The following is a 20,140-nucleotide window of genomic DNA, read 5'->3' on the forward strand; positions in this document are numbered from 1 at the left end:
GCTGAAGCGTTTGACAAAGGGCGCCGGCGCCGCCTGCTGGGCGGCACCGGCGAACAACCATCAGGCCTTGGCGAAGGTGAGCAGGTCGGCGTTGAGCTGGTCCTTGTGCGTGTCGGTGATGCCGTGCGGTGCGCCGGCATAGACCTTGAGCTCCGCATGCGGCACCAGCGTCTTCGAGGCCCGTGCCGCCGCATCGATCGGCACGATCTGGTCGTCATCGCCATGGATGATCAGCGTCGGCACGTCGAACTTCTTCAGGTCCTCGGTAAAGTCGGTCTGCGAGAAGGCGACGATCGAGTCATAGGTATTCTTGTGGCCGGCCATCATGCCCTGCAGCCAGAAGCTGTCGATCATGCCTTGCGAGGCGACAGCCCCCGGCCGGTTGAAGCCGAAGAACGGACCGGACGCGATGTCGCGGTAGAGCTTCGAGCGATCCTTGAGACTTGCCGCCTGCAGGCCGTCGAACACCTCCTTCGGCAGGCCGCCGGGGTTCTTGCCGGTCTTGACCATCAGCGGCGGCACCGCCGAGATCAGGCCGGCCTTGGCGACCCGGCCGGTGCCGTGGCGGCCGATATAGCGGCTGATCTCGCCGCCGCCGGTCGAAAAGCCGGCGAGGAAGATGCCCTTCAGATCGAGCGCGTTGATCAGGTCCGCCAGATCGTCGGCATAGTGATCCATGTCGTTTCCGTCCCAGGGCTGCGACGAGCGGCCATGGCCACGGCGGTCATGGGTGACGATGCGGAAGCCGTGGTTGGCCAGGTGAAAGGCCTGCGCCTCCCAACTGTCCGACGACAGCGGCCAACCGTGGCTGAGCACGACGACCGGGCCATCCTTCGGGCCCCAGTCCTTGTAATAGATCTCGACGCCATCGCGGGTGATGATGCGGCTGGCCATGGTGTTTGCCCCCTTCGTGCCGGACGCGCCGGCGGTTGATGCGGTGTTGGATGCGGCCTTGGCCGGCGTGTTGATGGCATTGACCGCGGCTGCCGTGGCGGCTGCACCAAAGGCGGCCGAGAGAACCGTGCGGCGGGAGATGCTGTTGGAAACGCTTGCGGAAATTGCCTTTGCCTGTGTCATTGTCCTCACCTCTTTGATCTTTGTTCCCAGGCTTCCGAACCGTGGAAGCGATGGTTGAATTGATAAATCGGCGGGCCTAACCTCTCGACCGGCAAAGCTGACAACGATGGGGGCAGAAGTGACAAAACGATCGACAAGCGAACCGGCGGAGATCGGTATCGTCGTCTATCCCCGCGCCCTGATGTCGGCGATCCATGGGCTGACTGACATGTTCCAGGTAGCGAGCATGCAGTCGGTCGAACAGAGCGGCAGGGACGCGCCGCAGATCCGCATCAGCCATTGGAAGCTTCAGGAAGACGGTTCGGTGGCAAAATCGCGCGACACCCACGAGGGGGCCTCATCAAGCCTTGTGGCGCTGATCCTGCCGCCGACGCTCTCCGATCTGCCGGTCGGCCAGCGCATCGGCGCCCTGCCCGCCTTCGTGCGTGAACAGCATCAGCGCGGCACGACGATCTGCTCCGTCTGCGGCGGCGCCTATCTGCTGGCGGAATCCGGGCTTGCCGCCGGCCGCACCATCACCACCCACTGGTCGCACCAGGACCTGATCGCCGACCGCTACCGCGATATCCGCGTAGACACCGACAGACTGCTGATCGACGAGGGCGACATCATCACCGCCGGCGGCATGATGGCCTGGATCGACCTCGGCCTGAAACTCGTCGACCGGTTTCTGGGAACCGACGTCATGCTGGCGACCGCACGCTACATGATCATCGATCCCGGTGCGCGCGAACAGAGCTATTACAGCATCTTCGCGCCGAAGCTCGACCACGGCGACAGCATCATCCTGAAGATCCAGCACTGGCTGCACGGCGCCAACACCAAGGGCGTGACGCTGCAGATGATGGCCGAGCGCGCCGGCCTCGGCGACCGCACTTTCCTGCGTCGCTTCCAGAAGGCCACGGGCTTCAACCCGACCGAATATTGCCAGCGGCTGAGGATCGCCAAATCCCGCGACCTCCTTGAGCGCTCGCATCTCTCGATCGAGCAGGTTGCCTGGCAGAGCGGCTATGACGACACCAACGCCTACCGCAAGATCTTCCGCAAGATTCTGGGCCTGTCACCGAAGGAGTATCGCCTTCGCTTCTCGGTTTCGGAGAGCGGACGCACCTTGGGCGCTCCGGCAAGCCCGATACCGGCCGTGTGATCATCGACGGGCAGCCCCCTTTAGCGCACCAAACGCAAAAGACGCCGCGCACCCTTTCGGGTGCGCGGCGCTTTGATCAAAAAATGGGTGGGACCAGCAGCCCTGAGCGCTAGGCTTTTCCGGCGATCACGAACACGACCCGCCGGATCGCTTCGGCAAAGCTCACACCGAGCGCCATCGCTGCAATGCCCGTCACCCCGAGTGCACCGATGCCCATGAGCTTCCACCGCCTGACATCGTCGGTCACGGGTTTCATGTCCGAGATCTCGGCGCCGATAGCAGAAGCCGATGCTTCGAGTTCGTTGACCCGCTCGGCAAGCTGATCCATGCGCCGGTGAACGCTGGCCTGACTGGCAGAAGATTTGTCCTCGGCCCGCCTGGCACCATCCTCGATCCGATGAATGGATTCCTGCAGGCCGCGCATACCGGCAACCAGTTCTCCCAACTGGCGATGAACGACGATATCGATTTCAGCCTGCGACATGATCGTCGCCCCCGTGCTTCGCGCATTCGGCCTTCGTCCAGATATCCGCGGCACAAAGTCCGACAACCGTGCGGTCGATGCGGCGCTGGTCGGCCGGCGACGCTCCGCGCGCGCCGACAAGATCAGTCCCGACCACGCCGCGCAGCCCGGGAGCACTGGCCGGAGGTGAAGTCCCACACCCCGCCAGCATCAAGGCAGGAATCGTAATCAAGGCGCTTCTCGCGAGCGCGGCTCTGAGCGTCATTGTTCTGCCTTTCGATGGCATTGGCGTAGGATCGGGCGCCGTCCGCGCGGATCTCATGGATAAGCCAGACGAGACCTGCGAGGATGAGGCCGGCGATGAGGAGCTTCGGCCAGGCAAACATCACTTCGCCCAGCCAAGACGTCGCGCCAGCACGTACCAGCACTCGGAGAGAAGGCCCGCACAAAGGCCGATACCCACCTCGATCAGCATCTGCACGTCCGGATCGTCGGCAAGCACCAGGCCTGCGTCCGGCGCCAACAATCCTTTGGCGACGAGCAGGCCCGCGCCATATCGCAACAGGATGCGGATGACGACGGCACTCATTTCGCCCACCGCGCAAGATACGCGACAGCCGCCTCGATGAGACGGCGGAGGCGATTGGATCTGCCCCCTTGCGACGCGTTAAAGGCTTCTGCTCCGGGCGTTTTCTCGACCGCGCCGGGCCGTAGGACCACAACGATGGCCGGATCGGTCGAAGCAACCTCGCGCCCATAGCCGGCCGCACGCAACGCCGCCTCGAACGCGCGGCCGTAGGCCTCGATTTTCGGACCGTTCTGCCTGATGTCGCCGTTGATGATCGCGCGCGAGGCCGCATAACGATAACCGGTCGCGACCGCCGTCCGGCTATCGTCCGTGTCGAAATCGGTCAGCCGCTTGCCGGTGAAGAGACCGCGTTCCATGCCGTCGAAGAGGATCTTGACGGCGACGTCCGTCTTGCAAGCCTTATCAGGCGCGCCAGCAATTCCGAACTTCGCATAATTTGCTCTACCAGTGATCTGAGCGAGGCCGCGCCCACGGTAGAGCCAGCCGTCGTTATCGTCGGTATTGCCGAGCCGGCCGCCGTAAACCCTGTTGGCAAGCTTGCGCGGGTTATTGGCGAAAGGCTGCGCGCTGGCGAGCGTCGGAAACCGACCGGGCCAGACTTGGGTCAGCCGTTTCGCCGAATAACTCAGGTTTTCGGTGACCGGCTGCATCGCGCCGCCGGTCTCGTGACTGGCCGCGGCGAAAATCGCCGCGAGGTGCAGAAGGCTCGTGCCTCGTCGCTTCGCCTCGTCGAGAATCACCTCGACGCCTTCGACCTGTGCTTTGGAGAAGGAATTTCCGAGTACACCACATGTGCTCTGGCGTAGCGCCGCGTGAAACGCTGCTCTGTTCATGTTTCACCTAATTGTAGGAGATCGATTAGAGGCTGACGGCCGCCGCCCACATGGCGTCGATCTGGACGTCAGTAAGGCCGAGTGCGGCAGCAACTGTCGCGATCAGCGGACTTGTGCGATTGAAAGTGGCGGCGAATTCCCACTCGATTTGTGCCTTGTCGCGATCGACACCCGCCGGCATCGCGGCGATGGTCGCCGTAACGGTCGAAGGCGAGATATTGGCGTTCAGCAGGCCTAGGCGCAGCTGTCTCGCCGAAAGCGGCGGTATGCTGGCACGGATCTCGTCGGCGGTCGGGGGTACCCAGGGCAATTGCGGAAATTCGGGGTTGTCCTCCAACCATTGGCGAACGGTCGGTGCGAGGCCAAACGAATCTCCGGGACGCGATACATACGGGCAATCATAGGTACGATCGGCTACATCGGTGATGTTGCATTGGACAACGAACACGCCCGGTTCCGGAGTCTCCCGAACCGAATAAACCTCATTAAGGGAAAGGGGCATTTATGCGGTCCTTTCTACCATAGGGCCGACGCTTGTGTGCACGCCGCGCGCTCTGTACGTCCCCCCCAAAGGAGAACCGTTCGGGGTCATACCGTATTGGGAATTGTTGGTCGCAAGGTAAACTGTAAGGACACTGTTGCGATCATAGCCGGATGACGACGTTACAAGAATGGTATGTCCGATCGGGAAATTCAGCTCGTCTCGGGCGCCACCGGTGTAGACCGAAGCTTTACCGCCGACGACGTTGTAGAGCGTATCCCCCCACATGGGGCAATACATATTGCCGTCGGTTTGCATGAAGAACGAGGGACCATAATAGAGACGATCGGTTGCCCACGAGAAAACGCCGAGACTGGCGATCCCTGCACCGAAACGGATAAACCCGGAACTGAAATCGGAAACCCCCTTAACGGACATGGTGTTAGGTAGGTTGATATCTCCAATCCAAGCGTCATCGCCCACCTTGAAGGCCGCGCCCGTGCCGTTAGCGGATGCCTGGAACGTCGATCCATATACGTTGCTGGCGAACACCCCGTCATTGGCGGCATTGAAATAGAGCAACGACGTGGCGTTACCAACAAAGCGATCGGTTGACCGCTGAATATGGATTTCGCCGGAGGAAAGCCCGATCGTTCGATAGCTCTTGGTGCCGTCATTCGTGTAAATGCGGCTTTCCGTAGAGCCGTTACCACCGCCAATAATGAAAACTTGACCGGTCCACGCAGCGAAACCGTTTTCGGAAGCGTTGAAGGTATAGAGGAACGTTCCCGAAGTATTGTAGACGTTGATATTCATCGTGCCGTTATTGTCGTGGTACAAGAGGCCACGAACGACGCCGGCCGGCGTCTGGAACCATATGTGCTTGTTGCCGCTCCCCCGGTTGACGATATCCCCGTTCAAAGAATAGAGGCCGGTGTTACCGGTAACTGCACCGCTGGAAGTGAGGTTACCGGAGAACGTGCCAACGCCGGCCGTGAGTGTGGCACCGCCAAAATTGACGGTTCCGGCCGCAACGTTGAGTATGCCCGCGGAACCGGAGCCATCCCAAAGGCCGACCCCCCAAGTGTTGGCACCCGCGTCTTTCTTGAGGAATAGAAGAGGTTTGCCTGGGCCGTAGTCCATCGGCTTCAACTGGATGTAGTCGGTTGCCGTGGTGGCTGCCCCCACCGAGACTATTTGAAGCCCGGTCCAGGTCTTAGCGCCGTTGATCACATTCGGGAGCCGCACCTCCGGAAGCGTCCCCGTGGTGAGATCCGTCGCCGAACCGGACGAGGCCACGGCCGCGAGCCCGAGCCTCGTCTTCATCGCGGCAGCGGTGGCATCACCAACGAGATCGCGCGCGAGCGGGGTAAGCGCCGTCGTCGCATAGGCGTCGGTCGCCGTCGTGTAGAGGATCTGGTTCGCGACGGTTGTTTGGCCTGCGATGGACTGCAACGCAGCGTCGTAGGCCTGCACGTTCGAGCCGATCTCCACGCCGAGAGCGGTGCGCGCGCCGCTGGCCGAGGTCGCGCCGGTGCCGCCGGCCGTAACCGGCCGCGGCGCGTTGGCATCTGCCGTCAGGTCGTCGATCAGCGTGTTGTAGGGCACGCTTTGGATGGTGGTGTTCGGCACGCCTTTGGTGCCGGCGGGGGGCGAATAAACGCCGCCAGTTCGGGGCATTGGATCTCTCCAGGAAAGCGTTCCGCTGAGCGCTCAATGTTTGATTGGAAGGGCCGCTGGGCGGCGGTGCTTCAGCTGTCGGGGCTGGACAAATTCGCGTATCGACCGCCGCTAACGTTTCTTTCGCCCGGCAGAAAACAACCGGCCATAATCGACGCGGCGCATGCCGTCCGGGCCGCGACTGACGGCGTCGGGACGGGTTTTCTCCACCTCTTGCGCCATTACGCCGATGTGCTTAGGGCGCGGACTTGGTTCGTCCTTGTAGCGGTATTCGTAGAGTGAGTGACCGTCTAACTTGCCGACCTTCTTGATGTCCTTTTTCAGACGCCGGTCAGAGGGAAGAGCATTAAGAAAGCCGGTTACACCGCCGAGAATGCTCGATAGCCCTTCCCGCTTCTGATTGTACGCCGCGACACGGTTCTGATAGTCCTGTTGAATCAGCCCGGCATAATCCGGTGCCTCAATCCTCTGCCCCTGCGTCGGTACAAAATTCGGGCTGTTTACCTGCGCGCCGGAAAGCAGGCTTGAGATCTCGTTGATCGGCTGATTGCGCTGCGCATACATCTCATTGAGATACTGCGCCCGCGCCGCATTTTGAGCGGCGAGCTGGGCCTGCTGGGCGTTGAAGGTCTGGTCCTTCAACGTATTGTTGGCTGCCGTCGTCGACTGGCTGTTCTGGTGCATCTGCTGCAGGGCGTCGTTGCTGAAGCCCGCAGCGGCGAGTGCCTGGTTGAAGTTCTGCTGCTGCGCGGCATTGGCGAGCTGCATGTTGTTGGCGTTCTGGGTGTACTGCTGGTTTTGCGCCTGGTTGGCGAACTGGCCGTTCTGCAGCATCTGGCCATAGGCCTGTTGTTGCGCCGCGTTCTCGAAGGAAGCCGCCTGCTGCGCGAGCCCGGCGAGACGGGATTGCTCCTGCCCTGCGTTGAGGATTGCGCCGAAGCGCGCGTCGTTCGCCTGGCGGTTCGCCTGGTCGATCGCCCGGTTATAGGCCTCGGAGCCCGGTTGCAGGCCCTGGTTGGCAAGCTGCGTCTCCAGGGCTGCGCGGTCCCGGTCGAGCTGCGGGTTCATGCGCGCCATCAGCGCGTCCTCGTAGCGCTTGGTGTCGAAATTGGTCTCGTAGTTTCGCTTGACCTCCCCCGCATTGCCGAGCGACGTCTGGATTGCGCCGGAGTTTGCAACTGCCCCTTGCACGTTTCCAGTGTTGGGCAGCGTCGTCTGCAGCGTCGGGCCAGGGCCATATTGCTGGTACTGCGGTAGGTTGATCGCACTGGGATTGCCGGCGGCCGGCGCCCCGGAAAGGTCGATCGGGCGCCCCAGAAGATCGTTCAGCCGCGCCGACTGGTTGTTGGCGAGCGTCGCCATGTTCTTTTCGGCGGCGTCCGTCTGGTCCTTGATCGCCTGCTGCGCCGGCGAAAGTGTTTGCGTTGCCGTCCAGTTCGGCAAATCGTAGACCTTGCCGTTCATCGGGTCGGTCCACTTGGTCGACCCTGTTTGGCTATAGGTCAGGCTCCCGTCCGGCGTCACCTGGTTGATGTTGCCGAGTGTGCCATTCGCAATTGCGGTCCCGATGTTGGTCGCAGTCTGGGCCGACGCGGTTTCGCGCGGGTCCGGCGGCTTCGGAGCTTTGGGCTTTCCCATGGTGCCTACCTCTGGTTCGCGGGATGGGCCCGCCAGTCGTTGTCCGTGAGTGTGAAGATGATTTCCGCTTCCGCGCGCCCGCGAAGGCGCGGAATTCGATGCGGCGAAAAGCCGAAGCGTTCGGCGATCGCGATCATGCCGGCATTGCGCTCGGAGACCCTGAGAACCACCATCTGGCAGCCGATCTCATCGAAGGGGTAGCCGAACATCGCCCGGAGCACCGGGCGTGTCAGCCAGCGTTTGCTGGTCGAGGCCGCCGAAAGCTCGATGACGCCCGCCTCCGGCGCATAGTTGTGAAACACCACGCCGGCGACGAGCGCATCGTTTTCCCGCACGCCCATGGTGGTGAAATCGGCAAAGCCGCGCTCGCAGCCGGCAATGTGGCTGGCGACGAAATCGGCGATCGTCCGGTTCGCCTCGGGGTTAGCGGCGCCACCCCAGGCGATCCTCATGCGCTCGCCTCCCCGGCTTGCACCTGCAATGTGGCAAGGTCCACTTCGAGATCGAGCCTCACCTCACCGCCCGAAGTGACGGCGCAGCCAACCGCCAGCATGTCGCCCGCCGCCCGCACATTCTGGCGAAAGCTGTAGCGAAGCTGCTGCGTCAGAGCATCCCACACCGCCCTGTCCCATAGGCCGACATCCCATTCCGATGCAGCCGCATCGCCGATCGTGACCTGGTCGGATGGCGGGATCGTCCTGTCGAAATCGGCACGGGCAAAGAGCCGCACCTTCGGCTTGCTCTTCGCTCGGAAGAACATGTGGGCGAGCGTGGCCCGCGCCCGCTGCCCAAACTGCGTCGCCGGCGTAAACTGCGAGAGATAGGCGGCGGTAAAGGCAAGCCCGTCATCGGTCCCGGTGGTGTCGCCCTGCCAGCAAAAGCCACCGGTCGAGCCGAAGAACAGCCCGCCCTGCAGGGTCTCGTAGCAGCTTGCCTCCCAGTTGCTGATCGTCGACCATCGACCGCTGAGCACGTTGAGCACAAAAGTCGTGTCGACAATGACGCTGTTGGCCGGAAAGGCGATGAAGACGAGGTTCTGCTCCGGCCACTGTTTCACCACCCAGCCCCCGCCGGTCGCATTCGCCGCCCGCCGCCAGTCGTCTTCGATCGGCCGCGAAATCGAAACCTGGCTCAACGCCTGGCGATCACGCTGAAACACTTGGGAGATCGGCGTCAACCCGTCGCTGGTGGCGATCAAGATATCGCCGCCGGCGCGGATCCAGGCGTTTTTGCCAAGCGGCCGGCCGATCTGATAGACACCCTTCAGTGCAAAGCTGTTGGCGTCGCCGGGGTCAGATCCGGCATAGACAGCAACCTCTCCCTCAGTCGAGACGAAAACGCAGAGATCGGAAAGCCCGTCGCCGCTTTCGAGCGACCAGGAAAAACCCGTGAGCAGCGAGCCGCCTTTTTTCATCACCCCGCCGAGTGGAAACAGCTTGGCTGCGCCGCCGACCAAATTGACCGGCAGATAGTAGGCGTCGAGCGTGGCGTTCTTCAGGACGAACTGCCGGTTCTTGAACAGCCATCCGTAGTTCAGCTGCGCCATCGTCGTTTCGTCGGTAAAGGTGATCTCCGGCGCTGTCGTCCAGGTACTGCCGTTGTACACCCGCCGCGGATCGGCGCCGTTGAGGCAGACGAGAAACGAACCGCCTGCATTGGTGTGCTGGAAGGTGCACCAGTCGCCACCGGAAAGCCCCGCGACAGCGGCGGCCGTCGCGGCCGGGGGTGCGGCTGGCGATGTCATATCGTAGATCGCCGTATCCGTCGCCATGAACAGCTTTTCGAACGAACCGTACTTGTATTTGAAGGCACTGCGGATCGTGCCGCCATCTGCCGCGCGTCCGCGTTTCTGCGAGCCGCCGCGAATGCGGCAACCAACGAGCGTCGGGAGAAAATTGCGAAGGACGGTCGCCGAGCCGGGCTGTTGCGAGGCCATGTCGGCTGTCGTCACCAGACCGCTCCTCGGCGCCGGAAAGGTAATGGGTTGCGAGGTCTGAGCCCTGCCGACGCTGACGGCGCCACGATTGCTCTGCCCGATTCTTCCGGGCTTCAGTTCAACCGTCATGAGGCCCCCCGGTCGGCATTGATTTCCTGAAGAAGATCGGCTTCGAATTCGGCGAGGCTGTCGTCGAAGGGCAGCCCCTTCTGCCGTTTCCATCGCCAGAGAATACCCTTGGCGAGCAGACGCTCCGGAAACAGTGTCCGATCGTCATCCGCGGTCAGCGTGTCGCGTTCTTCATAGGGATCACCAAGCACCCAGTTCCTGGAAACGTAGTCGATGACGGCGCCCACGCCCGCCGACGCCGGCGAAAACAGCAGCTGGTTGCCACGCAGAAAGAAAAACGGCTGCGCCGACGCTTGTGCCGTGATGACGGCCCATTGCGAACCGTTGGTGATCGGCCGGAAGCTTTCGCCGGATCCGGCCCGGACGGCGCCGCCCGGTGTCAGCCGTTGGTAGTCCGCTGGCAACGTCATCGGCGAAATGATCGCCGCCTGCTGCTTCAACAGGCGCCGCCAGTCGCCGCGACGGGAAATCTCCTCGCCGCTTTCCTGTGCCAGCGCCACCATGGTCTGTGCATTCGGATCGATCGAGCCGTAAATGCTGTCGAAGCGGTCGAGCGCGACGATGTCGCAGACCTCGTTGATTGCGGAAAGCAAAGTCATGGGGTCATGCCTCCAACGGTCATTTGGGCATCGCCCCATCGGGCACGTTCGTCGGCTACGCCGAGACCACCAAGCGCCGCCATCTTCAGTTGCTGCGCGGCCCCGGCCTTGCCGGCATCGCGCTCCCAGATGGCGATCTCCTCGACGAGCCCATAGAGATAGACATCCGGCGCCTTCTGCAGCAGCCAGTTGGTCGGGCTTGCGGCTGAAAGCGACGGGATTCGGGCGTAGTGGATCATCGTCAGGCCGTAATTGCCGGGCGGAAAAGCTCTGATCCGATTGCCGACAACCGCATAACCGAGCGGCGCGCCGGCGCCGGCAGAGCCGTTCCCGGCCAGCTGCTGCAATGCCATGGCGCGGATCGGCCGGCCGCTTGCGGTTAGAACCTGCCGCGCCTCGAGATAGTCCGCAGGCAGCGGCGCATCGCCCTCGACGACAGAGAGCGCTGTCGTCGCTTCCATCTCGCTGACACGCAGCATCCGGTTGAGCTTCAATTCAGCAAGACCGACGAACCGGGGAAACAGATGGGCGATGTCGTTGCGCCCGCTGTATTCACCCGCGTCGACCAGCAATGCGGCGTAATCGGCAATGCTCATAGCCTGCCCTCCTTGGTGCGCCAGGCACGGTTGTCGCCATCATTGAGGAAGCGTTTGACGAAGCGGTCGTCACCGTCGGAATGGGCCTTCACCAGGCCCGTGGCATGGGCAACGTTGAGCGGAACCGAGGCGACGCGATGCCAGTCGCCGCGCCAGGCTTTCTCGGCGCTGTTGCGCACCGCCTGGTTCTCGCTCAGAAGATTGTCGACGGGATAGTCGACGCGGTAGACGTCCTTCTCCCCGTCGAAGAGGTGCCAGACGGAGCGCCCAGTCACCCTGTCATGATCGTAGAGCGTCCAGGCTCCATCACGGATCACCATGGTTCATTCCCCCGGCAACGGGTCGGCGCGCTCGGCCTTGCCGGCTGAAATCAACGCTTTGGCCTCATCGAGGCTGACGGGAACAACAGCACCGGCGGGCGTACGTTCGTCGTCCCGGAACCAAACGTCGTAAACGAGCCGGACGGGTACGGGTTTCTTTGCTTCGGACATCGATGTCTCCATAAAAAAGAGGCAGCTCCGAAGAGCCGCCTTGGCAAGAATTGTGCATATCAGGAGAGGGCAGCCGCCAACTCGGTGGCGCCGCCAGATCCACGAACACTAAGGGTTCATTGGTGCTTCGGCCGCATGGGGCCAGGCTGTGTCGGTCACAGCTGATGCGAAAGCTGCCGCTCGCATGTGCGTTCTCGCTCAAGGGAAGAGAACCGCGCCGATCGACGGTGCCGGCCGGCATGGTGACCCGTCGCAAACTGGAGCATGTGGGCGAACAGCGGGACAGTTACACCCCGACCTTACGCTCTGTTCTCACTGCCTGAACAGGTCTTCGGGATCGGGAAAGACCGTCATATCGCCCATCATGTCGGCCGTTGCGCCACAAAGCACATTGCTGAGCAGGGGCATGTTCGACCGTTCCACCTTGAAGACGCGATAGGAGAGTTCCTCCGCCGCGGCGCCTTCCGCCTTCGCGCGAGCGCGCGTCTCCAGCGCCCATTCGCCCCAACCTGTGCGCTGCGCCTGGCCGAGAATCTCGGCGCGTGTCGAGAGCCAATGGACGGCAAGCCGCGCATCTTCCTGCGCACGGAACCCCCACCAGAAGGCGACAGGCTCGCCGTCGCTCGTGTGCAGCATCTGGGTGTACCCGGCCAGATCCAGCCCGTAAGCTCTGATCGGCTCGGCAAAGGTCACGGTACTTCCCGATACCTCGCCCGTCCGACCATCCGGCGCGGTCACCGAAAGCGGCTCGATCTTCACCCGTCCAAAACGGGCCTTGGCCTGCCCGAGCACCGCAAAAAACTGTGCATCGCAGCGGGAGAACGCCTCAAGCACATCCTCCTCGTTCACCGTATTCGGCAAGACGAAGAGGCTCGTAGTGGGCGGAAGCCGCTTCCGGCCGGTCCTGTCGTCGGTCTTCAGCTCCGGCATCATGTCTTCGCTCGCGCTGCACAGGACCAGGCTACGGTCAGGCCGGTCATCCTGGAGAACAAACAGGCTGCGATAGCCTTCCCCGGCTCGTGTCCCGGACTTTGGCTCGGAAGAGCCAGGCTCGAGGCGCAGCTCAAAACCACGTACGCCGTTCTCAAACCGAGCGCCGGAAAGGCGCGCCTCGATCATCTTGGCGACATCAGCCGCTTTCCGGTTCGCGACGAATCCCCAGGTCAGGCCAGGGCCGCCCGCAGCCTCGGTATGTCGCTGCATGTAGCCCGTGAGAGGCACGCCATCGACATTTACCTGGGCGGAAAAGGTTACGCCGCGCAGGTCCTGCCAGACAGGGCCTACATAATCCTCATGCACTCGGAACTCCTTCGCCGGAAAGTCCATGTGAGCGCCGGCCAGGAGATTGAAGAATTCGACCTTGCAGGTCAGAAAGGCATCGAACACCTCCTCGACCTTCGCGCGCTGAGCCTCTGCGGCAGCGGGTGCGGACCCGATCAAGGTACAGAGCGTCAGAATGCGTATGAAACTGACAAAGCTGAAGACCTGCGCTTTCACTTTCCGCTCCTGGAGCCTATTGCCTGAACAGATCTGCGGCATCGGGCAGCGTCTTCAAGCCATCCATCAGGTCTGACGTGACGATGCACAAGACGAGAGATTCATTCGGATTTTCCGTCGCATTGATCATCATCGTCCGCGCCGATGCCGTGCCCCCCGGGACATTTCCCTCTTCGATCACGCGGAAGATCATGTTCTCCTGAACGATGAACTCTGCCGTCGGCTCCCGACCACGAATGGCGTCGATGAGGTCTCTCGGCGCTCGGTCGGTGACGAACCCCCACCACCAGGCCTCCGGTTCACCGCTGGCTTTCATCTGTGTGTACTTCAGAAGACGAATTCCATTGATGTCGACCGGTGCGGCAAAGCTTACCCTGGCCGTTTCCATCATACCCTCGACAGCAAGATCGGGCGCGGGTGAAACGACCTCGCTTGCGCCGAATGCTGCCCTCTCGGTCCGCAGCACGGCGAAGAACTCCGGCTTGCAGCCCAGGAAGGCGTCGAAAGCCTTCTGCGCGCCAAGACCCTCACCGCTCGCCAGTGCCGGCATCGCATGCGCCATGGCGCCAGCCATGGCCAGACCGATTGCGAAACAACGAATTAACATCAGCCAGTACCCCCATGCACCGTTCAAAACCGCTCCGCGGCGCCATGAAAAGAATTGTGCCCACACAGCGTTTCCCGTTTTGCTTGTAGAACATTACAAGAACACGCGCAAGAGACACGCCGGCTTCGCATGAATCTTCAAACAGGGGCGTAACGCGACGCAAACACGGCCGCAACGCCTTTGACGAAATCACTCAAACCAATTCCGCACCGCGTCGAAAAGGCTACCTCGAGTCGGCATCCTGTCCTGCCAATATCGTTGGAGACCTGAAACTGGCGGCGCTGTCATAGATGGCGCCCGTCTGGTCGGCCACATTTGCAGCGCGTCTCGCTTGTCATGAAGGCGTTCCAAAGAAGGCGGCGGCGCCTTTCGTTCCAACGCCTGCCGTTCCTTGGGAGTATCGAAGCCGCGGTAGGGAGCCAGTTCACCGCGCGCCGTGGAAACGGCTGCGCGTCCATCGTAGGTAAATTCCGGATTTGGTCTCTCCGGCCCTTGCCAGGCGCCTCGCAGGACGACCGGTCCTCTCATCGAAGGCGTTTTTACCAGTTCGTCCTCGGGAATGTAAGGCACAACATTTTCGCCCTGGATGCGCCCCACGTTCATCGCATTCTTGATCCCATCGACGTTGTTCAGATGCTGCTCGCCGCCATCCCCGTACGGGTTGAAGTTAAACTGCCGCCCCTCCGCCTTTGCTTTGGCTTTGCTTGCGGCAATGTTCCTTGAGAGGCTGTCCGGTCTCATCTTGTAGTACATGACGCGCAGTGCATCCTGCTCGTCGGGAGATAGGCGGTTCCAGGCCGCCTCGTCCTCGCTGGCAAAATAGCGATCGGCGTTACGTATTTTCAATCCGGCGATCGCGACGCTCGCCTCTGGCTTTTCGTTGTCGAGCAAATCGTCACGTAATCGATCATAATGTCCAACGTAGCGCTTTAAGCGGAGCGGGTCATCGTCGGGATTTTCCGTTGAGTAATCCTGCAAGAGATCGATAGCGGTATTAAGGTCGATGTTTCCGGGGCCAACATCAATTTCACTGGGACTGTAGGTGTGACTAAATTTGTCCCAGAACTTGCCGGCTTCACCTTCCGGAAGGGGCAGATCTTTCGTTCGAAGGTAGCTCTCCTCGAGCGCTTCATGGTCAACGCCACCAAAGTAATTTCTCTTGGCGAAGACATCCCCTAGCCACTGCACGGGCGCTCCAGACCAGCTCGCGAGCAAGCTGTTGTTGTGGCGGGTGTCGTACTCGTTCGCAAGTGCGCCTGAAACCGCCCTCGGAGATACACCCAGTATCTTTGTTACATGGTCCGCGACGCGCGCGTTGCGGGCGATGAAATCCAGCGACTCCGGCTGAAACTTTGAAGTCGGCTCGGCCATCAGGGGCTCCTCCGTTAGATGTTTCGATTACGTTCGGACCGAAGTCCGTCGTTTGACGTTTCTGCCCGGCCCGCGCCGAGTATCTGCAAGCTGAAGGTTCTGGCTCGCAGGGTCATGACCTGCGCGAATGGGCTCTCGTCACCGGAGAACATTTAGCGGACGTACGCAGCTGCCTCGATCAATCGCAGGCGTCCACCGCCACCACTGGGGCAGCGCTCTATGTGCCACTTGCGGGGCCACGGGAGCGCCGTCGAACAAGAGCGGCTCCTTGAAGCCGCTCACGCTGCCAACACTGCGGCCGGGATCACGCCTGCGAGGGAGAGTGTCCTCCAATCAGCGTGCAGCATTAAGCCGAACAGGCCCGCCGCAACGCCGAGGCCCTTTTCGTTGCGCACCTTCAGCGTGCCCTCGCCGATGATCACGCCCTTGTCGACGTCGCCAGTCTTGGCCACCGCCTTGTCCTCCTGGATGCCGCGCAGCCAGAGGAAGGAGGCGTTGCGCGCGAGCTTGGCACTGCCCGCCTGCACCCGGTTCGGGTGGATCATCACAGTGCCGAACGGGCCCTCATAGTAGTCGGCAGTCGCCACGATCGTGTTGCGCTCGCCGCCTTGCGAGACGGCATAGCGGAACGGCGCCACGTTGGCGTCGGACATGAAGGTGACGAAGACCGATTTCACTTGAAGCGAGAAACCGAGACGTGGCGGAAGTTGGCGCCGTTCTGGTAGCCCGTCTGCATCACCCAGCGACGAGATCCTGAATCTCGCGTCCTCGGACGAGAAACCAGTCAAAGATCCGCGCCCACCATCGGCCCTTGGTGTCCCATTCCTCGGAAAACGGGTTGACGACCTCCGGCAGCGCCCAGATGTTGTCGAGGTTCGCTCGCGACACAGAGCAGTGCAAATCGGCGCCGGTTTCCCCGGCCGGCAGCGGCTTGGAAACATAGAAGTTTTTCTGGGTTTGCACCGGGAACTTTAACGCCCTCAGCGACTCATCGCTGCCTTCAAAGCCTTCGGGAAAATGGTCCCGAAGGGCGAGCACAGTGCCCGCAGGCGTTTCATCAACCTGAAACCCCCATTCAAAAGAGGTCGGCCGCGGGCCATAGCAAAAGCCTGTCTGCTGCCGGTAGCCGGTAAGGCGAAGGCCAAGCACCTCCACTGGCGGATCCAACTTAACAATGTCGATGCGCTGATTCTCTGAAAAGATTGTCCTGACTTCCCGAGAGCGAAAGGCCGCCCGCTCGCGGCTCAACACCTGGAAGAAATTGGTGTCGCAGGCAAGCAAGGCTTCAACGGCTCGCTCTGCTCAAGCGGCGGCCGGTGACGCAAAACCCGTTAACCACAGGACAACCAAAGCCGTCACTATCACTTGAAGCAACGTTTCCTCCCACCGACGCCGAGCGCCCTTCGCTACAATCCAAGCTGTATTGCACAGCGCCTCAACAATGCCGCCTGCGTGTTTGCAGACCGAAATCGCACGCATCAGTCGTAGAACCGGCCTTTCATAGTAGCCGGCGGCGGCCACGATGGTGTTGCGCTCACCGCCTTGCGAGACGGCGTAGCGGAGCGGCGCCACGTTGGCGTGGGGCATGCAGGTGACGAAGATCGAACCTTAAGGCACTACGTTGAAAAGCCTGTGGGGATCGGACATTTCGCCTGCAGCATCGTCCAAGGCATCGCGGCGAGAGCAGGAAAGAACGCTACCGTCCGGCTTATCGTCGGCAACGGCGAAAGTCTTTGCGGGTGCATATCCACCGTTCTCCTCCTCGTTCAGGTTGACGATCCATTGGCCGTCGACGTTCACACTTTCTGTCCTGCCTTCTATGACAAATGCCACCACACGTGGGCTCTCCTCTACGTGAAGGCTCCATGTGGTCGTCCCTTTGCGCGCCCGTTGGCCGATACGCCGCTCGTAGCCTTTAAGCCGCATGCCCCAAGCGTGAACGATCCAGGGGAAATCTACGCGCACAACCGTTCCTCCAGATCCTGGCGTGTTGTCTCTGACCTTCCGGGTGGTCGCCTTGACGGGGCCGAAGGCAGCTTTCTCGACCTTCAGCGCCTCGAAGAAATCATCGCTGCAAGCGAGAAACGCCTTCATGAGCCGATCCTGATCGACCAGCGGTGGACCGCCGATCTGCGGCGGCCCGAAAAGCTCCATCGGCACCGGCATGGAAATGCGACGGGCGTCATCCGTCCGCATCTCGCAGAAAACAAGAGCCTGGCGAGCGCCTGTCCGATAGTCGGCTTCGATCCGCAGACCACTCACAGAGAATGGCTCGGCCAGCGACTGATCGAGCCATGTCTCCAATCCCTCTTCCTGCTCGTAGCGAGTTCCAAGCCGCGCATTGATGAGTTGCGCCACCGCTTCCGGAGCCTCCGCCACCCCAAAGCCCCATTCAGTTAGGCTCGGCTGTGCGTTTTCCACGAACCGATCCTGATCGTAACGCAGCAACGTGAAAGGTCCGACCTTAAGCGGCCGGCCAAAGGTCACGCGTTCATAGGTGAGCTTGCCTCGATCCGGGTGAAGCGCCGTCGTACCCGTATCATCGAACACCTCGATCTTCACAGGCCCAAATGCTGCGCGCTCGCTCTTCAGCACGTCAAAGAACGTCGGCTTGCAGCTCAGGAATGCTTCAAGTATCCGCTCCGCCTCGGGCGAGGCCGCGACGGGTGACGTAAAGCCGATTGCGGTGAAAACGGCCAAAGCCGCCAACAGAGATCTGAACAAGGCCCCTCCTCGGACACTATCTGCATCTCGGTCCGGCAAGCTCTTTCGCTTGGTCCGCTGCGAAGAAACGCCACCTGAAGCAGTGGGACAATCGACAAAATTCAACTTCCGGAAAATAGAACATTTAGCGAACACACGCAAGCTTTCCCATCGCAGGCGTCCACAACCATCAAGGGCAACGCCCGACCGATCGCGTCATGGGCGCGCCCGGGGTATCGGTGTCTTCCAAGGGCGATGATCGTAGGGCACGTCGTTTTCGTGGTCGGGCAGCTTCATCGCGTTTGCAGCCGCATACTGCCGCCTGTCTGCGTGCGCCTTATCCTTGTTCGGAGCGAGAAATTTGTCCGACACGAGTTTCGTTGCCGATTCAAGATCATCAGTCTGATAGAGCGCATTCATGAACTCACCCCAGTTTTCGTCCGTGAGTTCCTTCTCCAGATAACCGTAATTGGCCTCATAAGATTTCGGATCGAGGTCTTTGCTATATTTTTTGAACGCGTCGCGCCTATCCCCGGTCCACTGACCCCAGCCGGCGCCGCCTCTGTCGCCCACACCGACCTCCTGGTGGTATCGAAACCCGCCACTTTCGTGATCAAGGTTTCCGACGATGGCAGCCGCTTGATATTCACTGAGCTTCAACCTCTGCTGAAGATCACGCTTCAAACGTTCGGCAATGTTGTCCGAGAGCTTGTCGCGAGCACCGGTCGGTTTGAGGCGGTCGGCTGGCAACACTCGATCGTTGTTGTGGAACCTCGTCGTATCCGTCAGCGTACCGCGATAGGGAATCGGCGCCTTGCGAAAATCACCGCTCATAAGTTCGCTAGGCGGCGGATGCTTGAAGCGTGCTTTCTCACCGCGCGGCGCCTCCACTTCGGCAAAAGTCTTGTTGCCCGTCAGTATCGGGTTCTCGTCGAAGTACCCCATCGCCTCTCGAACGGATTGGATTCTGACGGGTAGCCCCATCGAATTCAGCGGTTTGTCCTGCTTGGTCACATTGTACCTCTCATAGCTCGGTTTCGTTTTTACGCGTCCCTTCAATTGCGAGCGTGGCCCGCAAAGGCGCCGACGAACAAGAGCGGCTCCTTGAAGCCGCTCAAGCTGCCAACACCGCGGTCGGGTTCACGCCTGCGAGGGAGAGGGCTCTTCGATCAGCTCGCAGCACTCAAGCCGAACAGGTCGGCCGCAACGCCCAGCCCCTTTTCGTTGTGCACCTTCAGCGTGCCCTCGCCGATGATCACGCCCTTGTCGGCGTCGCCGGTCTTGGCCACCGCCTTGTCCTCCTGGATGCCGCGCAGCCAGAGGAAGGAGAGCATGTCGGTGTCGAGGAAGTAGGCGTTGCGCGCGAGTTTCGCACTGCCCGCCTGCACCCGGTTCGGGTGGATCATCACGGTGCCGAACGGGCCTTCGTAATAGTCGGCGGTCGCCACGATCGTGTTGCGCTCGCCGCCTTGCGAAACAGCGTAGCGGAACGGCGCCACGTTGGCGTCGGACATGAAGGTGACGAACACGCTCTTGACGTAAGGCGAGACCGAGACGTGGCGGAAGTTGGCGCCGTTCTGGTAGCCCGTCTGCATCACCTGGTCGAGGATCGCCTTGGTGAACGGTCGCTGCGTGCCGTCGGTCGGGGCCACCGTCAGCCCCGTCGTCGGGTTGTAGCCGCCATTGGCGCCGCCTGCCCCGCGCGAAACGTTGGTGGTCAACCACGTCGGCAGCGAGCCGAACTCGCGGGTGGCGCTGGAGACCGAAGCATTGGTGTCGGCGATCGCATATTCGAGGTCCTTGCGGATCTCCACGCCCTTCTTCAGCTTCTGGTACTTCCGCTTCTGCACGTTGCCGGCTTCGGCCACCACCTCCTGGGTCGCGGAGATGATCCAGTCCTTGCGCAGAATCTGGGTGTAGTTGCCGAGCCTGGTCGGCGCGATGATGGCGCCGAAGGTGTATTCGTCGCCTTCCTGGCGGATGTTTTCGCCGGGAGCGGCCAGTTCATCCGTCTCCCATTCCGGGTGGTGCGTGTTGCACTTGCCCTTTTCGATCAGCGAATAGATCGGCGTATCCTCGGGCGTGATGCGGGAAACGACGTCCGAGAGCTCCTCGCGGTTGCCGACGGCCTGGGAGGTCGTGAAGGTGTTTGCTACGACAGCCATGCTAGTGTCCTTAATTGATTGAGATAGGTCGGCACCGCCCGCGCCGGAAAGGACGCGCGCACTGCCAGATCGATTTTGACAGGAGATTTTTGGCAGAAGGCGACCGACAGAAGTCAGCAAAAACAAAGAGATGGAACG

Annotated in this window: 23 protein-coding genes and 2 pseudogenes; 1 reads left to right on the forward strand and 24 read right to left on the reverse strand. The window is 61.5% G+C overall.

What is annotated here, in order from left to right; genetic code table 11:
• Positions 1-60 precede the first annotated feature (60 nt).
• A complete protein-coding gene (locus IB267_RS03760; RefSeq protein ID WP_192446455.1) occupies positions 61-1,077 on the reverse strand; it encodes an alpha/beta fold hydrolase in 1,017 nt (338 codons plus the stop codon).
• A 118-nt stretch (positions 1,078-1,195) separates the two neighbouring features.
• Between IB267_RS03760 and IB267_RS03765 the strand changes: the two genes are divergently transcribed.
• Positions 1,196-2,224 carry a GlxA family transcriptional regulator gene (locus tag IB267_RS03765; protein WP_371742490.1) on the forward strand — a complete coding sequence of 343 codons (1,029 nt, stop codon included), beginning with the start codon at positions 1,196-1,198 and terminating at the stop codon, positions 2,222-2,224.
• Positions 2,225-2,333: 109 nt separating this feature from the next.
• Here the strand turns inward: IB267_RS03765 and IB267_RS03770 are convergent, their stop codons facing one another.
• The 23 genes and pseudogenes from IB267_RS03770 to IB267_RS03870 all read right to left on the reverse strand — a co-directional run bounded on the left by IB267_RS03770 (position 2,334) and on the right by IB267_RS03870 (position 20,002).
• Positions 2,334-2,708: a DUF1515 family protein gene (locus tag IB267_RS03770; protein WP_043621993.1), complete on the reverse strand. Its 375-nt coding sequence runs from the start codon at positions 2,706-2,708 to the stop codon at positions 2,334-2,336.
• On the reverse strand, positions 2,695-2,898 hold the full coding sequence (locus tag IB267_RS33205) for a hypothetical protein (RefSeq protein WP_246765042.1): 204 nt from the start codon (positions 2,896-2,898) through the stop codon (positions 2,695-2,697). The genes IB267_RS03770 and IB267_RS33205 overlap by 14 nt, the downstream gene beginning before the upstream one ends.
• The gene (locus IB267_RS03775; RefSeq protein WP_192446457.1) at positions 2,831-3,073 is read right to left on the reverse strand and encodes a hypothetical protein; all 243 of its coding nucleotides are present in this window, start codon (positions 3,071-3,073) and stop codon (positions 2,831-2,833) included. The genes IB267_RS33205 and IB267_RS03775 overlap by 68 nt, the downstream gene beginning before the upstream one ends.
• The gene (locus IB267_RS03780; protein ID WP_192446458.1) at positions 3,073-3,276 is read right to left on the reverse strand and encodes a hypothetical protein; all 204 of its coding nucleotides are present in this window, start codon (positions 3,274-3,276) and stop codon (positions 3,073-3,075) included. Before IB267_RS03780 ends, IB267_RS03775 begins: the two co-directional genes overlap by 1 nt.
• Positions 3,273-4,109, reverse strand: a complete 837-nt coding sequence (locus tag IB267_RS03785) for a hypothetical protein (RefSeq protein WP_192446459.1) — start codon at positions 4,107-4,109, stop codon at positions 3,273-3,275. The genes IB267_RS03780 and IB267_RS03785 overlap by 4 nt, the downstream gene beginning before the upstream one ends.
• Before the next feature lie 25 nt (positions 4,110-4,134).
• Positions 4,135-4,557 (reverse strand): hypothetical protein, encoded by a 423-nt coding sequence (locus tag IB267_RS03790; RefSeq protein WP_371742491.1) that lies wholly within the window; start codon positions 4,555-4,557, stop codon positions 4,135-4,137.
• 54 nt (positions 4,558-4,611) lie between these two features.
• Complete coding sequence (locus tag IB267_RS33210; protein ID WP_246810537.1) at positions 4,612-6,270, reverse strand: hypothetical protein; 1,659 nt, start codon at positions 6,268-6,270, stop codon at positions 4,612-4,614.
• 111 nt (positions 6,271-6,381) lie between these two features.
• Positions 6,382-7,908: a tail fiber domain-containing protein gene (locus IB267_RS03800; RefSeq protein WP_192446461.1), complete on the reverse strand. Its 1,527-nt coding sequence runs from the start codon at positions 7,906-7,908 to the stop codon at positions 6,382-6,384.
• A 5-nt stretch (positions 7,909-7,913) separates the two neighbouring features.
• A complete protein-coding gene (locus IB267_RS03805) occupies positions 7,914-8,360 on the reverse strand; it encodes a GNAT family N-acetyltransferase (protein ID WP_192446462.1) in 447 nt (148 codons plus the stop codon).
• Complete coding sequence (locus IB267_RS03810) at positions 8,357-9,973, reverse strand: hypothetical protein (protein ID WP_192446463.1); 1,617 nt, start codon at positions 9,971-9,973, stop codon at positions 8,357-8,359. Before IB267_RS03810 ends, IB267_RS03805 begins: the two co-directional genes overlap by 4 nt.
• Positions 9,970-10,572 (reverse strand): hypothetical protein, encoded by a 603-nt coding sequence (locus IB267_RS03815; RefSeq protein WP_192446464.1) that lies wholly within the window; start codon positions 10,570-10,572, stop codon positions 9,970-9,972. Before IB267_RS03815 ends, IB267_RS03810 begins: the two co-directional genes overlap by 4 nt.
• On the reverse strand, positions 10,569-11,168 hold the full coding sequence (locus tag IB267_RS03820) for a hypothetical protein (protein WP_192446465.1): 600 nt from the start codon (positions 11,166-11,168) through the stop codon (positions 10,569-10,571). The genes IB267_RS03815 and IB267_RS03820 overlap by 4 nt, the downstream gene beginning before the upstream one ends.
• Complete coding sequence (locus tag IB267_RS03825; RefSeq protein WP_192446466.1) at positions 11,165-11,488, reverse strand: hypothetical protein; 324 nt, start codon at positions 11,486-11,488, stop codon at positions 11,165-11,167. Before IB267_RS03825 ends, IB267_RS03820 begins: the two co-directional genes overlap by 4 nt.
• A 3-nt stretch (positions 11,489-11,491) precedes the next feature.
• Positions 11,492-11,659: a hypothetical protein gene (locus IB267_RS03830; protein ID WP_192446467.1), complete on the reverse strand. Its 168-nt coding sequence runs from the start codon at positions 11,657-11,659 to the stop codon at positions 11,492-11,494.
• A gap of 312 nt (positions 11,660-11,971) precedes the next feature.
• Positions 11,972-13,156: a hypothetical protein gene (locus IB267_RS03835; protein ID WP_192446468.1), complete on the reverse strand. Its 1,185-nt coding sequence runs from the start codon at positions 13,154-13,156 to the stop codon at positions 11,972-11,974.
• Positions 13,157-13,172: 16 nt separating this feature from the next.
• The gene (locus tag IB267_RS03840; protein ID WP_192446469.1) at positions 13,173-13,790 is read right to left on the reverse strand and encodes a hypothetical protein; all 618 of its coding nucleotides are present in this window, start codon (positions 13,788-13,790) and stop codon (positions 13,173-13,175) included.
• Between the two features lie 162 nt (positions 13,791-13,952).
• Entirely contained in the window at positions 13,953-15,134 is a 1,182-nt protein-coding gene (locus tag IB267_RS03845; protein WP_192446470.1) for a hypothetical protein, read from the reverse strand.
• Between the two features lie 278 nt (positions 15,135-15,412).
• A pseudogene (locus IB267_RS03850) lies at positions 15,413-15,873 on the reverse strand (DUF5309 family protein); the annotation flags it as partial.
• Positions 15,870-16,415, reverse strand: coding sequence for a hypothetical protein (locus IB267_RS03855; protein WP_192446471.1), 546 nt, complete (start codon positions 16,413-16,415; stop codon positions 15,870-15,872). The pseudogene IB267_RS03850 and the gene IB267_RS03855, both read right to left, overlap by 4 nt.
• A gap of 210 nt (positions 16,416-16,625) precedes the next feature.
• A pseudogene (locus IB267_RS33855) lies at positions 16,626-16,739 on the reverse strand (head protein); the annotation flags it as partial.
• A gap of 3 nt (positions 16,740-16,742) precedes the next feature.
• Positions 16,743-17,858, reverse strand: a complete 1,116-nt coding sequence (locus IB267_RS03860) for a hypothetical protein (protein WP_192446472.1) — start codon at positions 17,856-17,858, stop codon at positions 16,743-16,745.
• 195 nt (positions 17,859-18,053) lie between these two features.
• Positions 18,054-18,851: a phage tail tip lysozyme gene (locus IB267_RS03865; RefSeq protein WP_192446473.1), complete on the reverse strand. Its 798-nt coding sequence runs from the start codon at positions 18,849-18,851 to the stop codon at positions 18,054-18,056.
• A 155-nt stretch (positions 18,852-19,006) separates the two neighbouring features.
• A complete protein-coding gene (locus IB267_RS03870) occupies positions 19,007-20,002 on the reverse strand; it encodes a DUF5309 domain-containing protein (protein WP_192446474.1) in 996 nt (331 codons plus the stop codon).
• Positions 20,003-20,140 lie beyond the last annotated feature (138 nt).

The organism is Ensifer sp. ENS09, assembly GCF_014852425.1.
Taxonomy (GTDB): domain Bacteria; phylum Pseudomonadota; class Alphaproteobacteria; order Rhizobiales; family Rhizobiaceae; genus Ensifer.